Source organism: Pseudomonas paracarnis, assembly GCF_904063055.1.
Classification (GTDB): Bacteria; Pseudomonadota; Gammaproteobacteria; order Pseudomonadales; family Pseudomonadaceae; genus Aquipseudomonas; species Aquipseudomonas paracarnis.
In genome coordinates this window covers 17,660-35,572 of record NZ_CAJFCN010000010.1, presented here as the reverse complement: position 1 = coordinate 35,572, position 17,913 = coordinate 17,660, and the positions used below count along the sequence as shown (strand labels likewise).

Annotated in this window: 19 protein-coding genes; 10 read left to right on the top strand and 9 right to left on the bottom strand. The window is 61.6% G+C overall.

Translation table 11 applies throughout. The features are described from left to right. Positions 1–18: 18 nt before the first annotated feature. The 6 genes from ptsP to JMV15_RS20320 all read right to left on the bottom strand — a co-directional run bounded on the left by ptsP (position 19) and on the right by JMV15_RS20320 (position 6,789). A complete protein-coding gene (gene ptsP, locus JMV15_RS20345; RefSeq protein ID WP_014719793.1) occupies positions 19–2,529 on the bottom strand; it encodes a phosphoenolpyruvate--protein phosphotransferase in 2,511 nt (836 codons plus the stop codon). A gap of 30 nt (positions 2,530–2,559) precedes the next feature. Then, the gene (locus JMV15_RS20340) at positions 2,560–3,582 is read right to left on the bottom strand and encodes an SIS domain-containing protein (RefSeq protein ID WP_093113937.1); all 1,023 of its coding nucleotides are present in this window, start codon (positions 3,580–3,582) and stop codon (positions 2,560–2,562) included. After that, complete coding sequence (gene nagA / locus JMV15_RS20335; RefSeq protein WP_014719791.1) at positions 3,563–4,669, bottom strand: N-acetylglucosamine-6-phosphate deacetylase; 1,107 nt, start codon at positions 4,667–4,669, stop codon at positions 3,563–3,565. The genes JMV15_RS20340 and nagA overlap by 20 nt, the downstream gene beginning before the upstream one ends. 10 nt (positions 4,670–4,679) lie before the next feature. Continuing rightward, the gene (locus JMV15_RS20330; protein ID WP_003193978.1) at positions 4,680–5,438 is read right to left on the bottom strand and encodes a GntR family transcriptional regulator; all 759 of its coding nucleotides are present in this window, start codon (positions 5,436–5,438) and stop codon (positions 4,680–4,682) included. Positions 5,439–5,700: 262 nt separating this feature from the next. Continuing rightward, positions 5,701–6,204: a L,D-transpeptidase family protein gene (locus tag JMV15_RS20325; RefSeq protein WP_014719790.1), complete on the bottom strand. Its 504-nt coding sequence runs from the start codon at positions 6,202–6,204 to the stop codon at positions 5,701–5,703. A 36-nt stretch (positions 6,205–6,240) separates the two neighbouring features. Further along, positions 6,241–6,789, bottom strand: a complete 549-nt coding sequence (locus tag JMV15_RS20320) for an NUDIX hydrolase (protein ID WP_003193976.1) — start codon at positions 6,787–6,789, stop codon at positions 6,241–6,243. A 147-nt stretch (positions 6,790–6,936) separates the two neighbouring features. On the opposite strand from JMV15_RS20320, the gene JMV15_RS20315 reads away from it, so the two are divergent. The 5 genes from JMV15_RS20315 (at position 6,937) to purT (ending at position 10,176) form a co-directional block, all read left to right on the top strand. Next, positions 6,937–7,539, top strand: coding sequence for a CoA pyrophosphatase (locus JMV15_RS20315; protein WP_014719789.1), 603 nt, complete (start codon positions 6,937–6,939; stop codon positions 7,537–7,539). A 35-nt stretch (positions 7,540–7,574) separates the two neighbouring features. Beyond that, positions 7,575–8,096 carry a gamma carbonic anhydrase family protein gene (locus tag JMV15_RS20310; RefSeq protein WP_014719788.1) on the top strand — a complete coding sequence of 174 codons (522 nt, stop codon included), beginning with the start codon at positions 7,575–7,577 and terminating at the stop codon, positions 8,094–8,096. Next, on the top strand, positions 8,093–8,308 hold the full coding sequence (locus JMV15_RS20305; protein ID WP_201491881.1) for a DUF1289 domain-containing protein: 216 nt from the start codon (positions 8,093–8,095) through the stop codon (positions 8,306–8,308). Before JMV15_RS20310 ends, JMV15_RS20305 begins: the two co-directional genes overlap by 4 nt. Positions 8,309–8,456: 148 nt before the next feature. Beyond that, entirely contained in the window at positions 8,457–8,924 is a 468-nt protein-coding gene (locus JMV15_RS20300) for a preQ0 transporter (RefSeq protein ID WP_014719786.1), read from the top strand. A 70-nt stretch (positions 8,925–8,994) separates the two neighbouring features. Beyond that, positions 8,995–10,176 (top strand): formate-dependent phosphoribosylglycinamide formyltransferase, encoded by a 1,182-nt coding sequence (gene purT, locus JMV15_RS20295; RefSeq protein ID WP_019817237.1) that lies wholly within the window; start codon positions 8,995–8,997, stop codon positions 10,174–10,176. 121 nt (positions 10,177–10,297) lie between these two features. Here purT and JMV15_RS20290 read toward each other — a convergent pair whose 3' ends face one another. The 3 genes from JMV15_RS20290 to JMV15_RS20280 form a co-directional block, all read right to left on the bottom strand. Beyond that, a complete protein-coding gene (locus tag JMV15_RS20290; protein ID WP_038451411.1) occupies positions 10,298–11,608 on the bottom strand; it encodes an MFS transporter in 1,311 nt (436 codons plus the stop codon). Between the two features lie 365 nt (positions 11,609–11,973). Further along, positions 11,974–13,212, bottom strand: coding sequence for a transporter associated domain-containing protein (locus JMV15_RS20285; protein ID WP_003193967.1), 1,239 nt, complete (start codon positions 13,210–13,212; stop codon positions 11,974–11,976). A 12-nt stretch (positions 13,213–13,224) separates the two neighbouring features. After that, positions 13,225–14,037, bottom strand: a complete 813-nt coding sequence (locus JMV15_RS20280) for a cytochrome C assembly family protein (protein ID WP_003193966.1) — start codon at positions 14,035–14,037, stop codon at positions 13,225–13,227. Between the two features lie 232 nt (positions 14,038–14,269). Between JMV15_RS20280 and ffh the strand changes: the two genes are divergently transcribed. From ffh to rplS, 5 genes are all read left to right on the top strand, one after another. After that, positions 14,270–15,646, top strand: a complete 1,377-nt coding sequence (ffh, locus tag JMV15_RS20275; protein WP_038451409.1) for a signal recognition particle protein — start codon at positions 14,270–14,272, stop codon at positions 15,644–15,646. Positions 15,647–15,897: 251 nt separating this feature from the next. After that, positions 15,898–16,149: a 30S ribosomal protein S16 gene (gene rpsP / locus JMV15_RS20270; protein WP_003175899.1), complete on the top strand. Its 252-nt coding sequence runs from the start codon at positions 15,898–15,900 to the stop codon at positions 16,147–16,149. Between the two features lie 5 nt (positions 16,150–16,154). Then, a complete protein-coding gene (gene rimM, locus JMV15_RS20265; protein WP_003175898.1) occupies positions 16,155–16,691 on the top strand; it encodes a ribosome maturation factor RimM in 537 nt (178 codons plus the stop codon). Beyond that, the gene (gene trmD / locus JMV15_RS20260; protein ID WP_153475158.1) at positions 16,673–17,446 is read left to right on the top strand and encodes a tRNA (guanosine(37)-N1)-methyltransferase TrmD; all 774 of its coding nucleotides are present in this window, start codon (positions 16,673–16,675) and stop codon (positions 17,444–17,446) included. Before rimM ends, trmD begins: the two co-directional genes overlap by 19 nt. A 45-nt stretch (positions 17,447–17,491) precedes the next feature. Continuing rightward, the gene (gene rplS / locus JMV15_RS20255; RefSeq protein ID WP_003175895.1) at positions 17,492–17,842 is read left to right on the top strand and encodes a 50S ribosomal protein L19; all 351 of its coding nucleotides are present in this window, start codon (positions 17,492–17,494) and stop codon (positions 17,840–17,842) included. Positions 17,843–17,913: the final 71 nt, after the last annotated feature.

The window sequence follows — 17,913 nt, the reverse complement described above, 5'->3', positions numbered from 1 at the left end:
TCCCTATTCTTGTTGTTTTCAGCTCAGCGGCCAGTGGTGTTGACAGGCTTGGCGAACGGCCTTGGCGCTGCTCAGGTCGAGCAGCTCAAGGCTCCGTTGCCGACATTGCGCCGCGTCCAGGTGGCGGACGCGGTCCTTGATTTCGCCGATCTGCGGCGGGCTTACCGACAGCTCGGTGACTCCCAGGCCAACCAGTACTGGCGTGGCCAGCGGGTCCGACGCCAGGGCACCGCACACGCCGACCCAACGGCCGTGTTTCGCCGCACCGGCGCAGGTCTGGGCGATCAGCCGCAGCAGCGCCGGGTGCAGCGCGTCAACACGGGCGGCCAAGCCTGCGTGGTCGCGGTCCATGGCCAGGGTGTACTGGGACAGGTCATTGGTGCCGATGGACAAAAAGTCCGCGTGTTCAGCCAACTGTTCAGCCATCAGCGCGGCGGCGGGCACTTCAATCATCACGCCCAGTTCGGGGCGTTGTGTCAGCTCCAACTCCGCGCACAGTTCATCCAGGCGCTGGCGGATCTGCAGCAGTTCATCCACCTCGCTGACCATCGGCAGCAGGATGCGGCAACGCGCCAGCGGGGTAACTTGCAGCAGGGCGCGCAGTTGCTGGTCGAGCAGTTCCGGGCGTACCTGAGCCATGCGAATACCGCGCAGGCCCAGTACCGGGTTGGCCTCGACGGGCAGCGGCAGGTAGTCGAGCTGCTTGTCGCCGCCCACATCGATGGTGCGGATGATCACCGACTTGTCGCCCATGGCATCCAGCACGGCCTGATAAGCCTGGCGCTGTTCTTGCTCATCCGGCGCGGTGCGACGGTCGACGAAGAGGAATTCGGTGCGCAGCAGGCCGACGCCGTCGGCGCCGTTGTCAAACGCCACTTGGGCTTCGGCGCTGGAGGCGACATTCGCCGCGACTTCAACCGTCACGCCGTCAGTGGTGTTCGCCGATTGCCGGGCTTGGACCTGTTGCTGCTGGCGTCGCAACTTCTGTGTTTCGCGAATCTGGTGAACTTCGGCGTGGCGCGCTTCGCTGGGGGCCAGTTCCAGGCGGCCGTTGGCGGCATCGAGCACCACCCGTTGGCCTTGGGGTACGTCGAGCACTTCATTGCCCAGGGCGACGAGACATGGCAGGCCTTTGCCCCGGGCCAGAATCGCCACATGGGAGGTCGCACCGCCTTCGGCCATGCAGATGCCCGCAGCCTGTTGCGCGCTCAATTGCAGGAGGTCCGAAGGTGTCAGCTCATGGGCACTGACAATCGCCCCCGCCGGCAATTCGAAATGCCAGGCTTCACCCAGCAACGCCCTTAGCACCCGTTGTTGCAGGTCGCGCAGGTCGTTGGCGCGCTCGGCAAACAGTGGCTTGCCCAATGCCAGCAGCACGGCGCACTGGGCCTGGATCGCATCCCGCCAGGCGTGGGTGGCGGCGCTGCCCTGTTCGATGGTTGCGCTGGCGGCGTCGAGTAACGTCGGGTCTTCCAGCAGGGCGAGGTGCGCGGCGAAGATCTCCTCTTCTTCGACGTTCTTGCGTTGGCGGGCCAGTTCCAGAGTGTTGCGGATTTCGCCACGCACTTGCTCAAGAGCCACATCCAGTCGTTGCAGTTGTTCGTCGACGTTATGGGTGTCGGTGTCTTCCGGCAACTCGATGCCCGCCAGGCGGAACAGCGGCCCACATACCAAGCCCGGAGCGGCGCAGACGCCTTGCAGCACATTGGCTTCGGTATTCGCCCGGCGTGGTGTGGCGGCGACCGGCGTGTGGTGTTCCTCGTGGATCGCCACGGACAGCGCGGCGACCAATGCCTGTAACGCCGCCTCGCCATCCTTGCCGCGACAGCTCACCCGTACCTCGTCACCTTCACCAATACCCAGCCCCATCAGGCCGATCAAGCTGTCGCAAGCCGCCGTCTTATCACCGAAGTGCAGCTGTGACTGGCTGCTGAAACCCTGAGCAGTCTTGCGGATCAGTGCAGCAGGGCGTGCATGCAATCCGCCACGGTGTGTGATGCGCACTGTAGCGCTCACTTGCGCGTCCGAGTTATCCACAGCGGTGTTAACCGGTGCGGATGTGCGCACGGCAATCCGCATCAGCGCGTCACCGACCTTCACCGTCTTGCCTGCAATCGGTTGCAGCTCAAAGCGCTCACTGTTGGTCAGGATGATCAAGCTCACCAGGCTCTTGCACTGGCGCGCAATGCGGTCTAGATCAAACTGCACCAACGGCTGACCCTCGCTCACCCGTGCGCCTTCCTTCACCAGCAAGGCAAAGCCTTCGCCATTGAGTTCCACGGTGTCGATGCCCACATGCATCAGTACTTCGGCACCGTTATCAGCGCGGATGGTCAGGGCGTGCCCGGTGCGGGCGACGTGGATGATCACGCCGTCACAGGGCGCCTGCAGGCAGTCGTTCAGCGGGTCGATAGCGATACCGTCGCCCATGGCGCCGCTGGCGAACACTTCGTCGGGGACGCGGTTCAGGGCCAGCACCGGCCCACTCAAGGGGGCGCTAAGGGTCAATGGATTATTGTTGTTGGGCATGGGCACGGTACTCATCAGGAAAACGCCGCTTTAGTGCGTGCGGGTGACTTTGCTCAGGTGGCGCGGCTGGTCCGGGTCCATGCCCCGTGCCTGCGCCAGGCCTGCGGCCATCACGTAGAAGCTCTGGATCGCCAGGATCGGGTCCAGGCTCGGGTGTTCGGCGCGGCTCAGCGTCAGGTCGCGTTCGGCGATATCGTCCGGCGCGGCCAGCAACACGCGGGCGCCGCGTTGGCGCATGTCGGCGGCCAGGCTCAGCAGGCCGGCCTGCTCGGCGCCGCGTGGGGCGAACACCAGCAGAGGGTAGTTCTCGTCGATCAAGGCCATCGGCCCGTGGCGCACTTCGGCGCTGCTGAACGCTTCGGCCTGGATCGCCGAGGTTTCCTTGAGCTTGAGCGCGGCTTCCTGGGCGATGGCAAACCCGGCGCCACGGCCGATCACCATCAAGCGCTGGCTGCCTTTGAGGGCGTCGACGGCCAGGTGCCAATCCTGTCTGGCGGCGTCACGCAGGCCCTCGGGCAAGGCCTGACAGGCTTGCAGCAAGTCGGCTTCTTGATTCCAGTGGCCGACCAACTGTGCACTGGCGCTCAGGGTGGCGATGAAGCTCTTGGTGGCGGCCACGCTGAGTTCCGGCCCGGCGCACAGCGGCACATGAAATTCACACGCGGCTTCCAGCGGTGAGTCTTCGGCGTTGACCATCGAGATGCTCAAGGCACCCCGCTTGCGTAGCAGGCGCAGGCTGTTGACCAGGTCCGGGCTCTGCCCAGATTGGGAGAAACCAAACGCCACTTGGCCGCTGACTTTCATCGGCGCCTGCAACAGGGTCACCACCGACATTGGCAGCGACGCCACCGGTATGCCCACGTGTTGCATGGCCAGGTAGGCGAAGTAGCTGGCGGCATGGTCGGAGCTGCCGCGGGCGATGGTCATCGCCACCTGTGGTGGCTGGCGGCGCAGGCGGCCGGCGATTTCTTCCAGCATCGGGTCCAGGCGTTGCAGTTGGGCCGCGACGGCGTCGCAGGAGGCCAGGGCCTCTTCAAGCATTTTTGAAGTCAATGGTGTCTCCTTCGACCATTACGTCGGTGAGTGTCAGGGAGCGGTCCAGGCGCACGCAGTCGGCAAAGCTGCCCGGTTGCAGGCGGCCGCGTTCTTGCAAGCCCAGGTAGTCCGCAGGAAATTGCGACAGGCGTTGTGAGGCTTCACTGATGGGCAGGCCGATTTTCACCAGGTTGCGCAGCGCCTGGTCCATGGTCAGGGTGCTGCCGGCCAGGGTGCCATCGGCCAGGCGCACGCCGCCCAGGCATTTGGTCACGGTGTGGCTGCCCAGCTTGTACTCGCCGTCGGGCATGCCGGCGGCGGCGGTGGAGTCGGTGACGCAATACAGGCAGGGAATCGAGCGCAACGCCACGCGCATGGCGCCAGGGTGCACATGCAGCAAGTCCGGGATCAGCTCGGCGTACTGGGCGTGGGCCAGCGCGGCGCCGACGATGCCGGGTTCGCGGTGATGCAGCGGGCTCATGGCGTTGTACAAGTGGGTGAAACTGGTGGCGCCAGCGGCCAGGGCGGCAACGCCTTCTTCATAGCTGCCCAGGGTATGGCCGATCTGCATGCGCACGCCGCGTTCGCTGAGGGCGCGGATCAGGCCGTCGTGGCCGGCGATTTCCGGGGCGATGGTGATCACCCGGATCGGCGCCAGGCGCAGGTAGGCTTCCACTTCCTGCATCAACGCGGTGTGGGCGAAGTTGGGTTGGGCGCCGAGTTTGCCCGGATTGATGTAGGGGCCTTCCAGGTGCACGCCGAGTACGCGGGCGCTGCCGGCTGGGCGCTGTTCGCAGAACGTGCCGAGCTCACCAAGCACGCGGGAGATTTCTTCCACCGGCGCCGTCATGGTGGTGGCCAGCAGCGAGGTGGTGCCAAAACGCACGTGGGTACGGGTAATGGTCTCGAAGGCGCCCGCACCTTCCATGATGTCCGCGCCGCCACCGCCATGCACATGCAGGTCGATAAAGCCCGGCAGCAGGTAGGGCAGGTCGTTGTCGGCCGGGTCGCACGGCGTGCCGTCAATGGCGACAACCTTGCCGTGCTCGTGCACCAGGCGACCACGCATCCAGCCGCTGGGCGTGAGGATATTGTCTTCAGTCATGGGCAGTTCTCTAAGTTCGCAATTCGGCGGAATAATCATGGCGGCGCAGTTCTGCGACAAAGTCGTAGTAATCGTTGCGGCAGTAGGTGTCGGTGATTTCAATCGGCGTGTTATCGGCGGTATAGCCCACGCGGGTCATCAGCAGCATGGCGGTGCCGGGGGCGATGCCGACCAGCGCGGCGAACTCATCCGAGGCATTGATCGCCTGGATATGCTGCAAGGCGCGCACGATGGGCTTGCCGATGCTTTCCAGGTATTCGTACAACGAATTGCCGATGGCCTGGGGATGGGGCAACACCGAGGCCGGCATGGCGGTCATTTCAATCGCCATCACCGTGTCATCGGCTTTGCGCAGTCGCTTGAGGCGCGCCACTTTGTCGGTGGGCGACAGGCCCAGGCGGATCAGTTCTTCATGGGTCGGCGGGGTGATGTCGCGCTCCAACCACTGAGACGTGGGCACAAACCCCTTGAGCCGCAGCATTTCGCTGAACCCCGACAGGCGTGACAAGGGTTGTTCCAGGCGCGGCGTGATGAAGGTGCCGGAGCCTTGGCTGCGACGGATCAGGCCTTGAGCCAACAACACTTCCAACGCTTTACGGGCGGTGACCCGCGAGATGCTCAGTTGCTCGCTGAGGGCGCGTTCCGAAGGCAGGGCCTGTTCGGATTTCCACTGGCCGGCATGGATCGCTGCTTCAAGGCTGCGGGCCAGTTGCAGGTACAGCGGCGTGGATTGCTTATCGTCGGGGCGCAGGGCCAGGATGGGGTTCATCTGTCAGGTTTCCGATGCGTTATTGGAGTGTTGTCGCCCGGTAATGGCCGAAAACTAATACCACTTAAATACCATGTCAATGCTACCAAAACGGTGCGAATCCCGGTTTCAGGGCGCTTTAATGGGGCTTGGGGTCAAGTGGTATTAGAGAGGTCTTTGTGGCGCGCACAGGTGCAGGGTCCCGCGCGGTGAACTGGTATTCACCGGCAGGCGCTGCCTGGGGCAGGAATTATTTTCGAATTATTTTACGAACGGCACGCGATTACGGCCGAATCTCGATGAGGGTGCCGTCTTTGACCAGATTCCACACTTCGCGCATATCCACATTGCGCATGCCGATGCAGCCGTCGGTCCAGTCCAGGGTGTGGAACCACTGTTCCGGGTAGTCTTCGGTGTCGGGGGTGCCGTGGATCATGATCATGCTGCCTGGCTTCACGCCTTCGCGGCGGGCGCGGGCGGCGTCGCTGATGTTCGGGTAGGAAATGTGCATGGCCAGGTTGAAGCGGTCGCTGGTCTTGCGCCAGTCGATCCAGTAGAGGCCTTCGGGTGTGCGGCGGTCGCCTTCGATCAGCTTGTGGCCCTTGGGGTTCTTGCCCAGGGAAATGCGGTAGGTTTTGAACGGCTTGCCGTCGTTGATCAACTGCAGCTGGTGGGCGGACTTGAGTACCAGGACTTTCTCGACCGTTTTACCGCCAAGGGTTTGCACCGTGGAGGCCGGGGACAGCGTGGCGAACGACAGGCAGATCAGAGCAAGCAACCAACGCATTGAAACGGTATCCCTTTGGCGACATTGGCCGGCTTGTTATTGGGCGGGCTTGGACAGCGGTGGCACAGATTCGCTACGTACCGGGTACGCCTGTTGGCGACGGTCAGCGAAGAAGCATTCTAAGGTACGCCCGACCGTGCGGAAAGCCAGCTCGGACCAAGGGATGTCGGCTTCGTCGAACAGCCTCACTTCCAGGCTCTCCTGGCCAGCTGCGAAGTCCAGGTCGATCAGTTCGGCGCGGTAGAAGATATGCACCTGGCTGATGTGCGGCACGTTGATCAGGGTATAGATGCTCAGGTTGCGCACCCGGGCGCAGGCTTCTTCCAGGGTTTCACGCATGGCGGCCTGTTCGACGGTCTCGCCATTTTCCATAAAGCCTGCGGGCAGGGTCCAGTAACCCAGGCGTGGCTCAATGGCGCGGCGGCACAGCAGCACTTGGTCGCCCCATACCGGCACGGTACCGGCGACGATATTGGGGTTCTGGTAATGAATGGTCGAGCAGTGGTCGCATACATAGCGCAGGCGTGCGTCGCCTTCGGGAATGCGTTGGGTTACCGGTTTGCCGCACTGGCTGCAGAAATTCATGCTGGGGTTCCTGGACAATGGGCACATCTTGGCTCGGTGCCGGGCGTTCCTGCAAGTTGTCGTTTCGCGACAGCGCTGCGGTTTTGGGGTTGGGCGCTCGCACGCTTTGGTGCATGATGCAAGGTAGCCAACAGACCGAGATGACTCATGCTGGACGAGCTACTTCGCCGGGTAAGCAACCACACCCCCCACACTCTGGAAACCGACGGGCGTTTCCCCGAGGCTGCGGTGCTGGTGCCGATTACCCGCAGTGACGAACCCGAGCTGATCCTGACCCTGCGCGCCAGCGGCCTGTCGACCCACGGTGGCGAAGTGGCCTTTCCCGGCGGGCGCCGCGACCCCGAAGACCCGGACCTGATCTTTACCGCCTTGCGCGAAGCCGAAGAAGAAATCGGCCTGCCGCCGGGGCTGGTTGAAGTCATCGGCCCGTTGAGCCCGCTGATTTCCCTGCACGGCATCCGCGTAACGCCCTATGTGGGCGTGGTCCCCGATTACGTCGAATACCTGGCCAACGACGCCGAGATTGCCGCCGTTTTCAGCGTGCCTTTGGACTTTTTCCGACAGGACCCACGCGAACATACCCATCGCATTGATTACCAGGGCCGCAGTTGGTATGTGCCCAGCTACCGGTTCGGTGAATACAAAATCTGGGGGCTGACGGCAATCATGATTGTCGAGCTGATCAACCTGCTCTATGACGATGCCAAGATCAGCCTGCACCATCCGCCCAAGAGCTTCATCAATCTATAAGCCATCGTTTAAATGGCATGCCGTGAGGAAAAACCATGAAATACCGCCTGGGCGACGCCCGCGTCGAGACCCATCCCAACAGTTGGGTTGCACCGAATGCCACGCTGGTGGGCAAGGTCAAGCTGGAGGAGGGCGCCAACGTCTGGTTCAACGCGGTGTTGCGTGGCGATAACGAGCTGATCCTGATCGGCAAGAACAGCAACGTGCAGGACGGCAGCGTGATGCACACCGACATGGGCTACCCGCTGACCCTTGGCACCGGCGTGACCATTGGCCATAACGCCATGCTGCACGGCTGCACCGTCGACGACTACAGCCTGATCGGCATCAACGCAGTGATCCTCAATGGCGCCAAGATCGGCAAGCACTGCATCATCGGCGCCAACTCGCTGATCGGTGAAGGCAAGGAAATCCCCGACGGCTCGCTGGTCATGGGTTCGCCGGGCAAAGTGGTGCGTGAGCTGACCGAGGCGCAAAAGCGCATGCTTGAAGCCAGCGCCGCGCACTATGTGCATAACTCGCAGCGTTATGCCCGTGACCTGGTCGAGCAGGAATGAGCACGATTGAACGACCGGTCGCCTCGCCCTGCGTCAGCGTTTGCGCACTGAATGATGACGATATCTGCACCGGCTGCCAGCGCAATGTGGATGAAATCACGCGCTGGAGCCGCATGGACAACGCCGAGCGCCGGGTGGTGCTGGGGTTGTGCCATGAGCGGGCGGTGGCGAGTGGGATGGTGTGGATGACCCCTGGAAAATCTGGCGCCTGACAGGCCGCCATCGCAGGCAAGCCAGCTCCCACCCTTGATGTGTGAATACCCTCACATGTGGGAGCTGGCTTGCCTGCGATGAGGCCCTGCCAGACGACATCCTTGTAATTGTGTACCCTGTGCGGCATTGCCCACAGGTCCATTCTCCATGTTTTTCCTGATCGCCTACATCAGCAGCGTCGTGCTGATCAACTTCGCCTTCTCCACCGCCCCACACCTGGACATCATCTGGTCCGCCTGGGGCGGCCTGGTATTTATCCTGCGCGACATGGTGCAAACCCGCTTCGGCCATGGCGCAATCATCGCCATGCTGGCGGCACTGGTGCTGTCCTATATCACCTCCGACCCGTCCATCGCCCTGGCCAGTGCCACGGCGTTTGCGGTGTCCGAATGCATCGACTGGCTGGTGTTCAGCATCACCAAGCGCCCGCTGCATGACCGCCTGTGGATAAGTTCGGCGCTGAGCATTCCCCTCGATACCTTTATCTTTTTCGGCCTGATCGGCGCACTGACGCCGGCGGTGGCGGGCACGGCGTTGGTGTCCAAGTTCGCCGGTGTCACCGTGGTCTGGCTGATCATGGCCTGGCGCATCCGCCGGCGGGCTGTCGCCAACTGAGGCCAATTTTTACAGTTCATGTAAAATGCCGGCCTTTCTCCCCCATGATCCGCTCCCCTGAGGACCTGAGATGACCCGAATCGGAACTCCATTGTCGCCAACCGCGACCCGCGTTTTGCTGTGTGGCTGCGGTGAGCTGGGCAAGGAAGTGGTAATCGAACTGCAACGCCTGGGCGTTGAAGTGATTGCCGTGGATCGCTACGCCAACGCGCCGGCCATGCAGGTGGCGCACCGTAGCCATGTGATCAACATGCTTGACGGGGCCGCATTGCGTGCGGTGATCGAGGCGGAGAAACCGCACTTTATCGTGCCGGAAATCGAAGCCATCGCCACCGCGACCCTGGTGGAACTGGAGGCCGAAGGCTTTACCGTCATTCCGACCGCCCGCGCCACGTCGTTGACCATGAACCGTGAAGGCATCCGTCGCCTGGCCGCCGAAGAACTGGACCTGCCGACCTCGCCGTACCACTTCGCCGACACCTTCGAAGACTACAGCAAGGCCGTCCAGGACCTGGGTTTTCCGTGCGTGGTCAAGCCGGTGATGAGTTCGTCGGGCAAGGGCCAGAGCCTGTTGCGCAGCACTGATGACGTGCAGAAAGCCTGGGACTACGCCCAAGAGGGCGGGCGTGCCGGCAAGGGCCGGGTGATCATCGAAGGTTTTATCGACTTCGACTACGAAATCACCCTGCTGACCGTGCGCCACATCGGCGGTACCACCTTCTGCGCGCCGGTAGGGCATCGCCAGGAGAAGGGCGACTATCAGGAGTCCTGGCAGCCGCAGGCCATGAGCCCCATTGCCCTGGCAGAGTCAGAGCGCGTAGCCAAAGCCGTGACCGAAGCCTTGGGCGGTCGTGGTCTGTTTGGTGTGGAGTTGTTCATCAAAGGCGATCAGGTGTGGTTCAGCGAAGTGTCGCCGCGCCCCCATGACACTGGCCTGGTGACCCTGATTTCTCAGGACCTGTCGCAGTTTGCCTTGCACGCGCGCGCCATCCTCGGCCTGCCGATCCCGTTGATCCGTCAGTTCGGGCCTTCGGCGTCTGCGGTGATCCTGGTGGAAGGGCAGTCCACCCAGACGGCGTTTGCCAACCTCGGCGCCGCGCTGAGCGAGCCGGATACAGCGTTGCGTCTGTTTGGTAAACCTGAAGTGAACGGCCAGCGCCGCATGGGCGTGGCACTGGCGCGGGACGAGTCGATTGAAGCGGCTCGTGCCAAGGCGACCCGTGCTTCCCAAGCAGTTGTTGTAGAGCTCTAAGCCGCCACGCTCGTTCCCACGCTTTGCGTGGGAATGCCTCTTGTGACGCTCTGCGTCGCGCTTGGGGACGCAAAGCGTCCCTAACTGCATTCCCACGCAGAGCGTGGGAACGAGCATGGGGTCAGGCGACCTTGTTCAAGTCGTTATCCCGCGTCTCTTTCAGGCACAGCACCGCAATCAAACTCAGCAACGCTGCCGCCGACACATACCCACCGACATAACTCAGCCCGCCCATCGCCACCAGCTTGGTCGCGAAGAACGGCGCCGCCGACGCCCCCACGATTCCACCCAGGTTATACGCCGCCGATGCGCCGGTATAACGCACGCGGGTCGGGAACAGTTCTGGCAGCAGCGCGCCCATCGGTGCGAACGTCACGCCCATCAAAAACAGCTCCAGGGCCAAAAATAGCGCCACGGCCCAGGTCGAGCCATGGGTCAGCAGCGGCTCCATGGTGAAGCCCGACAGAATTGCCAGGACCGCGCCGACAATCAGCACCGGCTTGCGCCCGTAGCGATCACTGGCCAAGGCGGCCAATGGCGTTGCCAGCCCCATGAACAGCACCGCAAAGCACAGCAGGCCGAGGAAGGTTTCACGGCTGTAGCCCAAGGTGGAAACGCCGTAGCTCAACGAAAACGCCGTGGTGATGTAGAACAGCGCATAGCACACCACCATCGACGCGGCGCCCAGCAGTACCGGCAGCCAATGCTGGCTGAACAGTTCCACCAGCGGCACTTTCACGGGTTTTTCCTTGGCCACTGCATTGGCGAACACCGGCGTCTCATGCAGTTTGAGGCGCGCATACAGGCCCACCATCACCAGCGCGGCGCTGAGGATGAACGGAATGCGCCAGCCCCAGCTGCGAAATTGCTCGTCATTCAGGCTCATGGCCAAAATCAGGAACAAACCGTTGGCCGCCAGGAAGCCTATCGACGGGCCCAGTTGGGGAAACATGCCGAACCAGGCGCGCTTGCCCTTGGGGGCATTCTCGGTCGCCAGCAAGGCCGCGCCGCCCCATTCTCCACCCAGGCCGAGGCCTTGGCCGAAGCGCAAAACACACAAGAGAATCGGGGCCCAGGCGCCGATGCTGTCGTAGCCCGGCAACAAGCCGATCAAGGTGGTGCACACCCCCATCAGCAGCAGCGAAGCCACAAGGGTTGATTTACGGCCGATGCGGTCGCCGAAGTGACCGAACAACGCCGACCCCAGTGGCCGGGCGATAAAGGCGATGCCGAAGGTCAGAAACGACGCCAGCATCTGTGCGGTGCTGGAGGTCTGTGGGAAAAACACCGGGCCGATCACCAGGGCGGCAGCCGTGGCGTAGATGTAGAAATCGTAGAACTCAATGGCGGTGCCGACGATGCTCGCCGTGGCGACGCGGGCGGTCGAGTTGGCAGGTGCGGCGCTCGCGGCCTCTTGGTAGGTGGTGCTCATAACGTTATCCCTGACGGTTATTGCGCGTTTGGACGCGGATTATTATTGGTCGAACACCCATGGATCAGGGCTATGCGCGGAGCGGCTCGGGATGGGAGCAAACGCCGGTCGGACATGGTAAGGCGGTGCCAGGACACGCTGAGTGCGGGTAGCACGCGGTCGGGCGGGGCTTGGGTAAGCCGCAGGGATTATAGGAAGGGGGCTAAGGATCCAACAAGGGGCTGGTGAGGATCTATGGCCTGGAACTGGATCAATGTGGAAGCTGGCTTGCCTGCGATAGCATCACCTCGGTTCAACTGAAGGACCGAGTCGCCTGCATCGCAGGCAAGCCAGCTCCCACATTGACCGGGTTGAGCCTGCTGAGGTCAGGCGGCCACTGGCACGTGGCTGGTATGCCAGATCAATACTTTGCTCACCCGGTTGTCCTCGGTCTCGAGAATTTCCAGGCGATAGCGGCCGACTTTCAGGCACACCGCGCAATCGGGGATGGTTTCCAGCGCTTCGGTCACCAGGCCGTTGAGGGTCTTGGGACCGTCGCTGGGCAGGTGCCAGCCCAGGCTTTTGTTCAGTTCGCGGATCGAAGCGGCGCCGTCGATGATGTAGCGGCCATCGGGCTGGGCTTCGATATGCGGGTTATCCACCGCCTGATCGCTTTCGAATTCGCCGACGATCTCTTCCAGAATATCTTCCAGGGTGACGATGCCCAGCACTTCACCGTACTCGTCCACTACCATGCCCAGGCGCCGCTGTTGTTTGTGGAAGTTCAGCAGTTGCAGCTGCAACGGCGTGCTTTCCGGCACGAAGTAAGGCTCGTGGCAGGCAGCGAGCAGGGCCTCTTTGGTCAGGCTGGCGTCAGGCAGCAGGTGTTGGACCTGCCGGGTGTTGAGCACGGCCTGCACCTGGTTGATGTCGCTGTGGAACACCGGCAGGCGTGTGCGCGGCGAGGTGCGCAACTGTTCGATGATGTTTTCTATTGGCTCATCGAGGTTGATGCCGTCCACTTCACTGCGCGGCACCAGGATGTCGTTGACCGTGATGTTGTCCAGGGCATGGATACCGGGCAGGCCGGGAGTGCGGTCGGCGTCGGTATCGGGCTCTGGGTTGTCATCATGGTCGGGCAGGGGCTCGTCGCTGTTTTTCGCCACGCCGGATTTGCGTGCAAACGGGCGCAATAACAGCAGGCTGATGCCATTGAGCAGCCAGGCCAGGGGGTAGAGGATTTTCAGCGGCACGCCCAGCAATGTATTGCCAAAGCCCAGCACTGCCTGAGGGTGACGGGTGGCCAGGGCGCGGGGCAGGTAGTCGGCCAGCACCAGCAGCGCTGCGCAGGAAATCAGCCAGCCTAGCCAGGGCCCGTTCTCTGCCCAGGCATAGATTGCCAGCAGGGTGCAAAGAATCACCACGGCGGCGCGACACAGGCTGTTGCACAGGATCAGGCTATGGCGCGGGAAGCTGAGGCGGGCGGCCGCCTTGTCGCCCTGGCGGGTGCCAGGGCGCAGGGCCAGCAGGTGTTGTTGCGCAGCTTCTATGGCAGTAAACAGCGCCGCCCACAAGATCAGCAGGGCAATTACGGCGAGCATCGGCCCTAAGGGCAAGTTGTCCATGATCACTGCCCGTCAGATATGCAGGATGTATTCGCGAACCAGCTTGCTGCCGAAATAGGCCAGCATCAACAGGCAGAAACCGGCCAGGGTCCAGCGGATGGCCTTGTGCCCGCGCCAGCCGAGGCGGTTGCGCCCCCACAGCAGCACGCTGAACACGACCCACGCCAGGCACGCCAGCAAGGTTTTATGGACCAGGTGCTGGGCAAACAGGTTTTCGACGAACAGCCAGCCGGAGATCAGCGACAGTGACAGCAGGGTCCAGCCGGCCCACAGGAACCCGAACAGCAGGCTTTCCATGGTTTGCAGGGGCGGGAAGTTCTTGATCAGCCCCGACGGGTGCTTGTGCTTGAGCTGGTGATCCTGCAGCAGCAGGAGCAGGGCCTGGAACACCGCGATGGTGAACATGCCGTAGGCGAGGATGGACAGCAGGATGTGAGCGAGGATGCCCGGCTCCTCGTCGATCACCTGTACGGTGCCGGTGGGGGTGAACTGCGCCAGCAGCACCGTGAGCATTCCCAGGGGGAATAGCAGCACCAGCAGGTTCTCCACCGGAATCCGGTAGCAGGCCAGCAGCGTCAGCGCGATGACGGCCGCGGCGATCAGGCTGGCGGCGCTGAAAAAGTCCAGGCCCAGGCCGACCGGGGTCATCAGGTGGGTGAACAGGCTGGCGGCATGGGCTAGCAGGGCCAGCACGCCAAGGCCGACGAGCAGACGTTTGTCCGCTTTGGCGCCTTGGGCCAGACGAGTGCCCTGATAGAGGGTCGCAGCGGCATACAAAATGGCGGCGGCGAGGCTGGGTAGCAAACTGGGTGACAAGGGGAGCATAAATCCTGGTAGGCAAGCCCGAAAGGCGTTGAGTTTGGCACACACCTGCGTTGCACGAAAGACTCCCGGGCCAGACAGCGGGTGTGCATGGGCGCAGTCTTCGCTATAATCCGCGACCTGCCCACGCCGCAGGCTCGGCGAACGCTGTTTTTAATAGCGATTTCCCCCAGCCTGGGCCGCCATTACCTCGGTCTACCTGCATTTCGATGAATAGGGCCTGAAAGGATCGCGCATGTTTGAAAACTTGACTGACCGTCTCTCGCAGACGCTGCGCCACGTTACCGGCAAGGCCAAGCTGACCGAGGACAATATTAAAGACACCCTGCGTGAAGTGCGCATGGCGTTGCTGGAAGCCGACGTGGCTTTGCCGGTGGTGAAGGACTTCGTCAACTCGGTCAAGGAGCGTGCGGTCGGCACCGAAGTGTCCCGCAGCCTGACCCCGGGCCAGGCCTTTGTGAAGATCGTCCAGGCCGAGCTCGAAAGCCTGATGGGCGCGGCCAACGAAGACCTGAACCTCAGCGCCGTGCCGCCAGCCGTCGTGCTGATGGCGGGTCTGCAAGGTGCGGGTAAAACCACCACCGCCGGCAAACTGGCGCGCTTCCTTAAAGAGCGCAAGAAGAAATCCGTGATGGTGGTGTCGGCCGACGTGTACCGTCCGGCGGCCATCAAGCAGTTGGAAATGCTCGCGGGCGAAGTGGGCGTGACCTTCTTCCCGTCCGACCTCAGCCAGAAGCCGGTCGACATCGCCAACGCGGCTATTAAAGAAGCCAAGCTCAAGTTCATCGACGTGGTCATCGTCGATACCGCCGGTCGCCTGCACATCGACGAAGAGATGATGGGCGAGATCAAGGCGCTGCATGCCGCGATCAACCCGGTCGAGACCCTGTTCGTGGTCGACGCCATGACCGGCCAGGATGCGGCCAATACCGCCAAGGCCTTTGGTGACGCACTCCCGCTGACCGGCGTGATCCTCACCAAGGTCGACGGCGACGCCCGTGGCGGTGCCGCGCTGTCGGTACGTGCCATTACTGGCAAGCCGATCAAGTTCATCGGTATGGGCGAGAAGAGCGAAGCGCTCGAGCCGTTCCACCCTGAGCGTATCGCCTCGCGCATCCTCGGCATGGGTGATGTGCTCAGCCTGATCGAGCAGGCCGAAGCCACGCTCGACAAGGACAAGGCCGACAAACTGGCCAAGAAGCTGAAGAAGGGCAAGGGCTTCGATCTCGAAGACTTCCGCGACCAGCTGCAACAGATGAAGAACATGGGCGGCCTCGGCGGCCTGATGGACAAGCTGCCCAGCATCGGCGGTGTGAACCTGGCGCAAATGGGCAACGCCCAGGGCGCGGCAGAGAAACAGTTCAAGCAGATGGAAGCCATCATCAACTCCATGACCCCGGCCGAACGCCGCGACCCTGAGCTGATCAGCGGTTCGCGCAAGCGCCGGATCGCCATGGGTTCCGGCACCCAGGTGCAGGACATCGGTCGCTTGATCAAGCAGCACAAGCAGATGCAGAAGATGATGAAGAAATTCTCCGCCAAGGGCGGTATGGCCAAGATGATGCGCGGCATGGGCGGTATGTTGCCCGGCGGCGGCGTGCCTAAAATGTAAAGTATTCGAGCGCAAGCCTTGCTTGCGCTCCGCCCCACAGGGATGTGGGATCTCCAGCAAACCCGCCGTTGGCGGGCGCTGACTCGCCGTTTTAACCGACGGCTCTATAGCAGATCTGAATGGCACGCTGATAGGCGCCAGAAAAAGACATTTGCAAAAGTCCGGATATTCCTTAGAATATGCGGCCTTTCGGGCACCTATGCCCGCTGTGCATTTAGATTTGCAGCACCGACTACAGGAACGATGTTCACATGCTAACAATCCGTCTTGCCCTTGGCGGCTCCAAAAAGCGCCCGTTTTACCACTTGACCGTAACCGACAGCCGCAACCCGCGTGACGGTTCGCACAAGGAACAGGTTGGTTTCTTCAACCCTGTTGCTCGTGGTCAAGAAGTTCGTCTGTCCGTGAACCAAGAGCGCGTAGCCTACTGGCTGAGCGTTGGCGCACAGCCATCCGAGCGCGTTGCAAAACTGTTGAAGGACTCGGCTAAGGCCGCAGCCTGAGCAATATGAACGCGACGCCAGCTGTTGCTGATGATTTGATCGTTATCGGCAAGATTTACTCTGTTCATGGCGTTCGCGGCGAAGTGAAGGTGTATTCCTTTACTGATCCGACTGAAAACCTGTTGCAGTACAAAACCTGGACGCTCAAGCGCGAAGGGAGTGTGAAGCAGGTTGAGCTGGTCAGTGGACGCGGGAGCGACAAGTTCCTGGTCGCAAAGCTCAAGGGTCTTGATGATCGTGAAGAAGCTCGTCTTCTGGCCGGTTATGAGATCTGCGTGCCGCGCAACCTGTTCCCTGAATTGACCGACGGCGAGTACTACTGGTACCAGCTCGAAGGTCTGAAGGTTATTGATCAACTCGGGCAATTGCTGGGGAAAATCGATCATCTTCTGGAAACCGGCGCCAATGATGTAATGGTGGTCAAGCCTTGCGCTGGCAGCCTGGATGACCGTGAACGCCTGTTGCCCTATACCGAGCAATGCGTGTTGGCCGTCGACCTGGCAGCGGGCGAGATGAAGGTGGAATGGGACGCGGACTTCTAAGCGTGGCTAATTTGCGCATTGAAGTGATCAGTTTGTTTCCCGAGATGTTTTCCGCCATCAGCGAGTACGGCATCACCAGTCGGGCGGTGAAACAGGGGCTGTTGCAGCTCACCTGTTGGAACCCGCGAGACTACACGACGGATCGACATCACACTGTGGACGATCGCCCATTTGGCGGTGGCCCGGGCATGGTGATGAAGATCAAGCCCCTGGAAGATGCGTTGGTTCAGGCCAAGGCAGCCGCCGGGGAGAAGGCGAAGGTAATTTACCTGTCCCCTCAAGGCCGTCAGCTGAAACAGGCGGCGGTACGCGAACTGGCGAATGAGGAAAGTTTGATCCTGATTGCCGGTCGCTATGAAGGCATTGACGAGCGTTTTATTGAAGCTCATGTCGATGAAGAGTGGTCGATTGGGGACTATGTCCTGTCTGGCGGCGAGCTGCCGGCGATGGTCCTGATAGATGCGGTTACACGACTGCTGCCCGGAGCTTTAGGGCATGCGGACTCCGCGGAGGAAGATTCCTTCACGGATGGTTTGCTGGATTGCCCGCACTACACCCGTCCGGAGGTGTATGTGGATCAGCGTGTTCCCGACGTATTGCTAAGTGGCAATCACGCACACATCCGGCGTTGGCGTTTACAGCAGTCCCTTGGTCGGACCTATGAACGACGCGCCGATCTTCTGGAAAGCCGCTCGCTTTCTGGAGAAGAGAAGAAGCTGCTCGAGGAATACATCCTCGCGCGGGACGATAGTTAACAACGTATCGATGGTAGGTCCATTGACTTACCTTAGGAGCACAGCATGACTAACAAAATCATCCTTGCACTCGAAGCAGAGCAGATGACCAAAGAGATCCCTACCTTTGCCCCGGGCGACACCATTGTCGTTCAGGTGAAAGTGAAGGAAGGCGACCGTTCGCGTCTGCAAGCGTTCGAAGGCGTGGTAATCGCCAAGCGTAACCGTGGTGTGAACAGTGCTTTCACTGTTCGTAAAATCTCCAACGGTGTTGGCGTAGAGCGTACTTTCCAGACCTACAGCCCGCAAATCGACAGCATGGCCGTCAAGCGTCGCGGTGACGTACGTAAAGCCAAGCTGTACTACCTGCGTGACCTGTCCGGTAAAGCAGCTCGCATCAAGGAAAAACTGGCTTAAGTCCAGCTTCCCGATGCAGAAAAAAGCAGCCTACGGGCTGCTTTTTTGTGCCTGAAATTTGCCTATCTGCC

Coding starts and splice junctions, on each gene's coding strand:
- ptsP (WP_014719793.1), bottom strand. CDS start 2,529: ATGCCCAACAACAATAATCCATTGACCCTTAGCGCCCCCTTGAGTGGG.
- nagA (WP_014719791.1), bottom strand. CDS start 4,669: ATGACTGAAGACAATATCCTCACGCCCAGCGGCTGGATGCGTGGTCGC.
- JMV15_RS20330 (WP_003193978.1), bottom strand. CDS start 5,438: ATGAACCCCATCCTGGCCCTGCGCCCCGACGATAAGCAATCCACGCCG.
- JMV15_RS20325 (WP_014719790.1), bottom strand. CDS start 6,204: ATGCGTTGGTTGCTTGCTCTGATCTGCCTGTCGTTCGCCACGCTGTCC.
- JMV15_RS20320 (WP_003193976.1), bottom strand. CDS start 6,789: ATGAATTTCTGCAGCCAGTGCGGCAAACCGGTAACCCAACGCATTCCC.
- JMV15_RS20315 (WP_014719789.1), top strand. CDS start 6,937: ATGCTGGACGAGCTACTTCGCCGGGTAAGCAACCACACCCCCCACACT.
- JMV15_RS20310 (WP_014719788.1), top strand. CDS start 7,575: ATGAAATACCGCCTGGGCGACGCCCGCGTCGAGACCCATCCCAACAGT.
- JMV15_RS20305 (WP_201491881.1), top strand. CDS start 8,093: ATGAGCACGATTGAACGACCGGTCGCCTCGCCCTGCGTCAGCGTTTGC.
- JMV15_RS20300 (WP_014719786.1), top strand. CDS start 8,457: ATGTTTTTCCTGATCGCCTACATCAGCAGCGTCGTGCTGATCAACTTC.
- purT (WP_019817237.1), top strand. CDS start 8,995: ATGACCCGAATCGGAACTCCATTGTCGCCAACCGCGACCCGCGTTTTG.
- JMV15_RS20290 (WP_038451411.1), bottom strand. CDS start 11,608: ATGAGCACCACCTACCAAGAGGCCGCGAGCGCCGCACCTGCCAACTCG.
- JMV15_RS20285 (WP_003193967.1), bottom strand. CDS start 13,212: ATGGACAACTTGCCCTTAGGGCCGATGCTCGCCGTAATTGCCCTGCTG.
- JMV15_RS20280 (WP_003193966.1), bottom strand. CDS start 14,037: ATGCTCCCCTTGTCACCCAGTTTGCTACCCAGCCTCGCCGCCGCCATT.
- ffh (WP_038451409.1), top strand. CDS start 14,270: ATGTTTGAAAACTTGACTGACCGTCTCTCGCAGACGCTGCGCCACGTT.
- rpsP (WP_003175899.1), top strand. CDS start 15,898: ATGCTAACAATCCGTCTTGCCCTTGGCGGCTCCAAAAAGCGCCCGTTT.
- rimM (WP_003175898.1), top strand. CDS start 16,155: ATGAACGCGACGCCAGCTGTTGCTGATGATTTGATCGTTATCGGCAAG.
- trmD (WP_153475158.1), top strand. CDS start 16,673: ATGGGACGCGGACTTCTAAGCGTGGCTAATTTGCGCATTGAAGTGATC.
- rplS (WP_003175895.1), top strand. CDS start 17,492: ATGACTAACAAAATCATCCTTGCACTCGAAGCAGAGCAGATGACCAAA.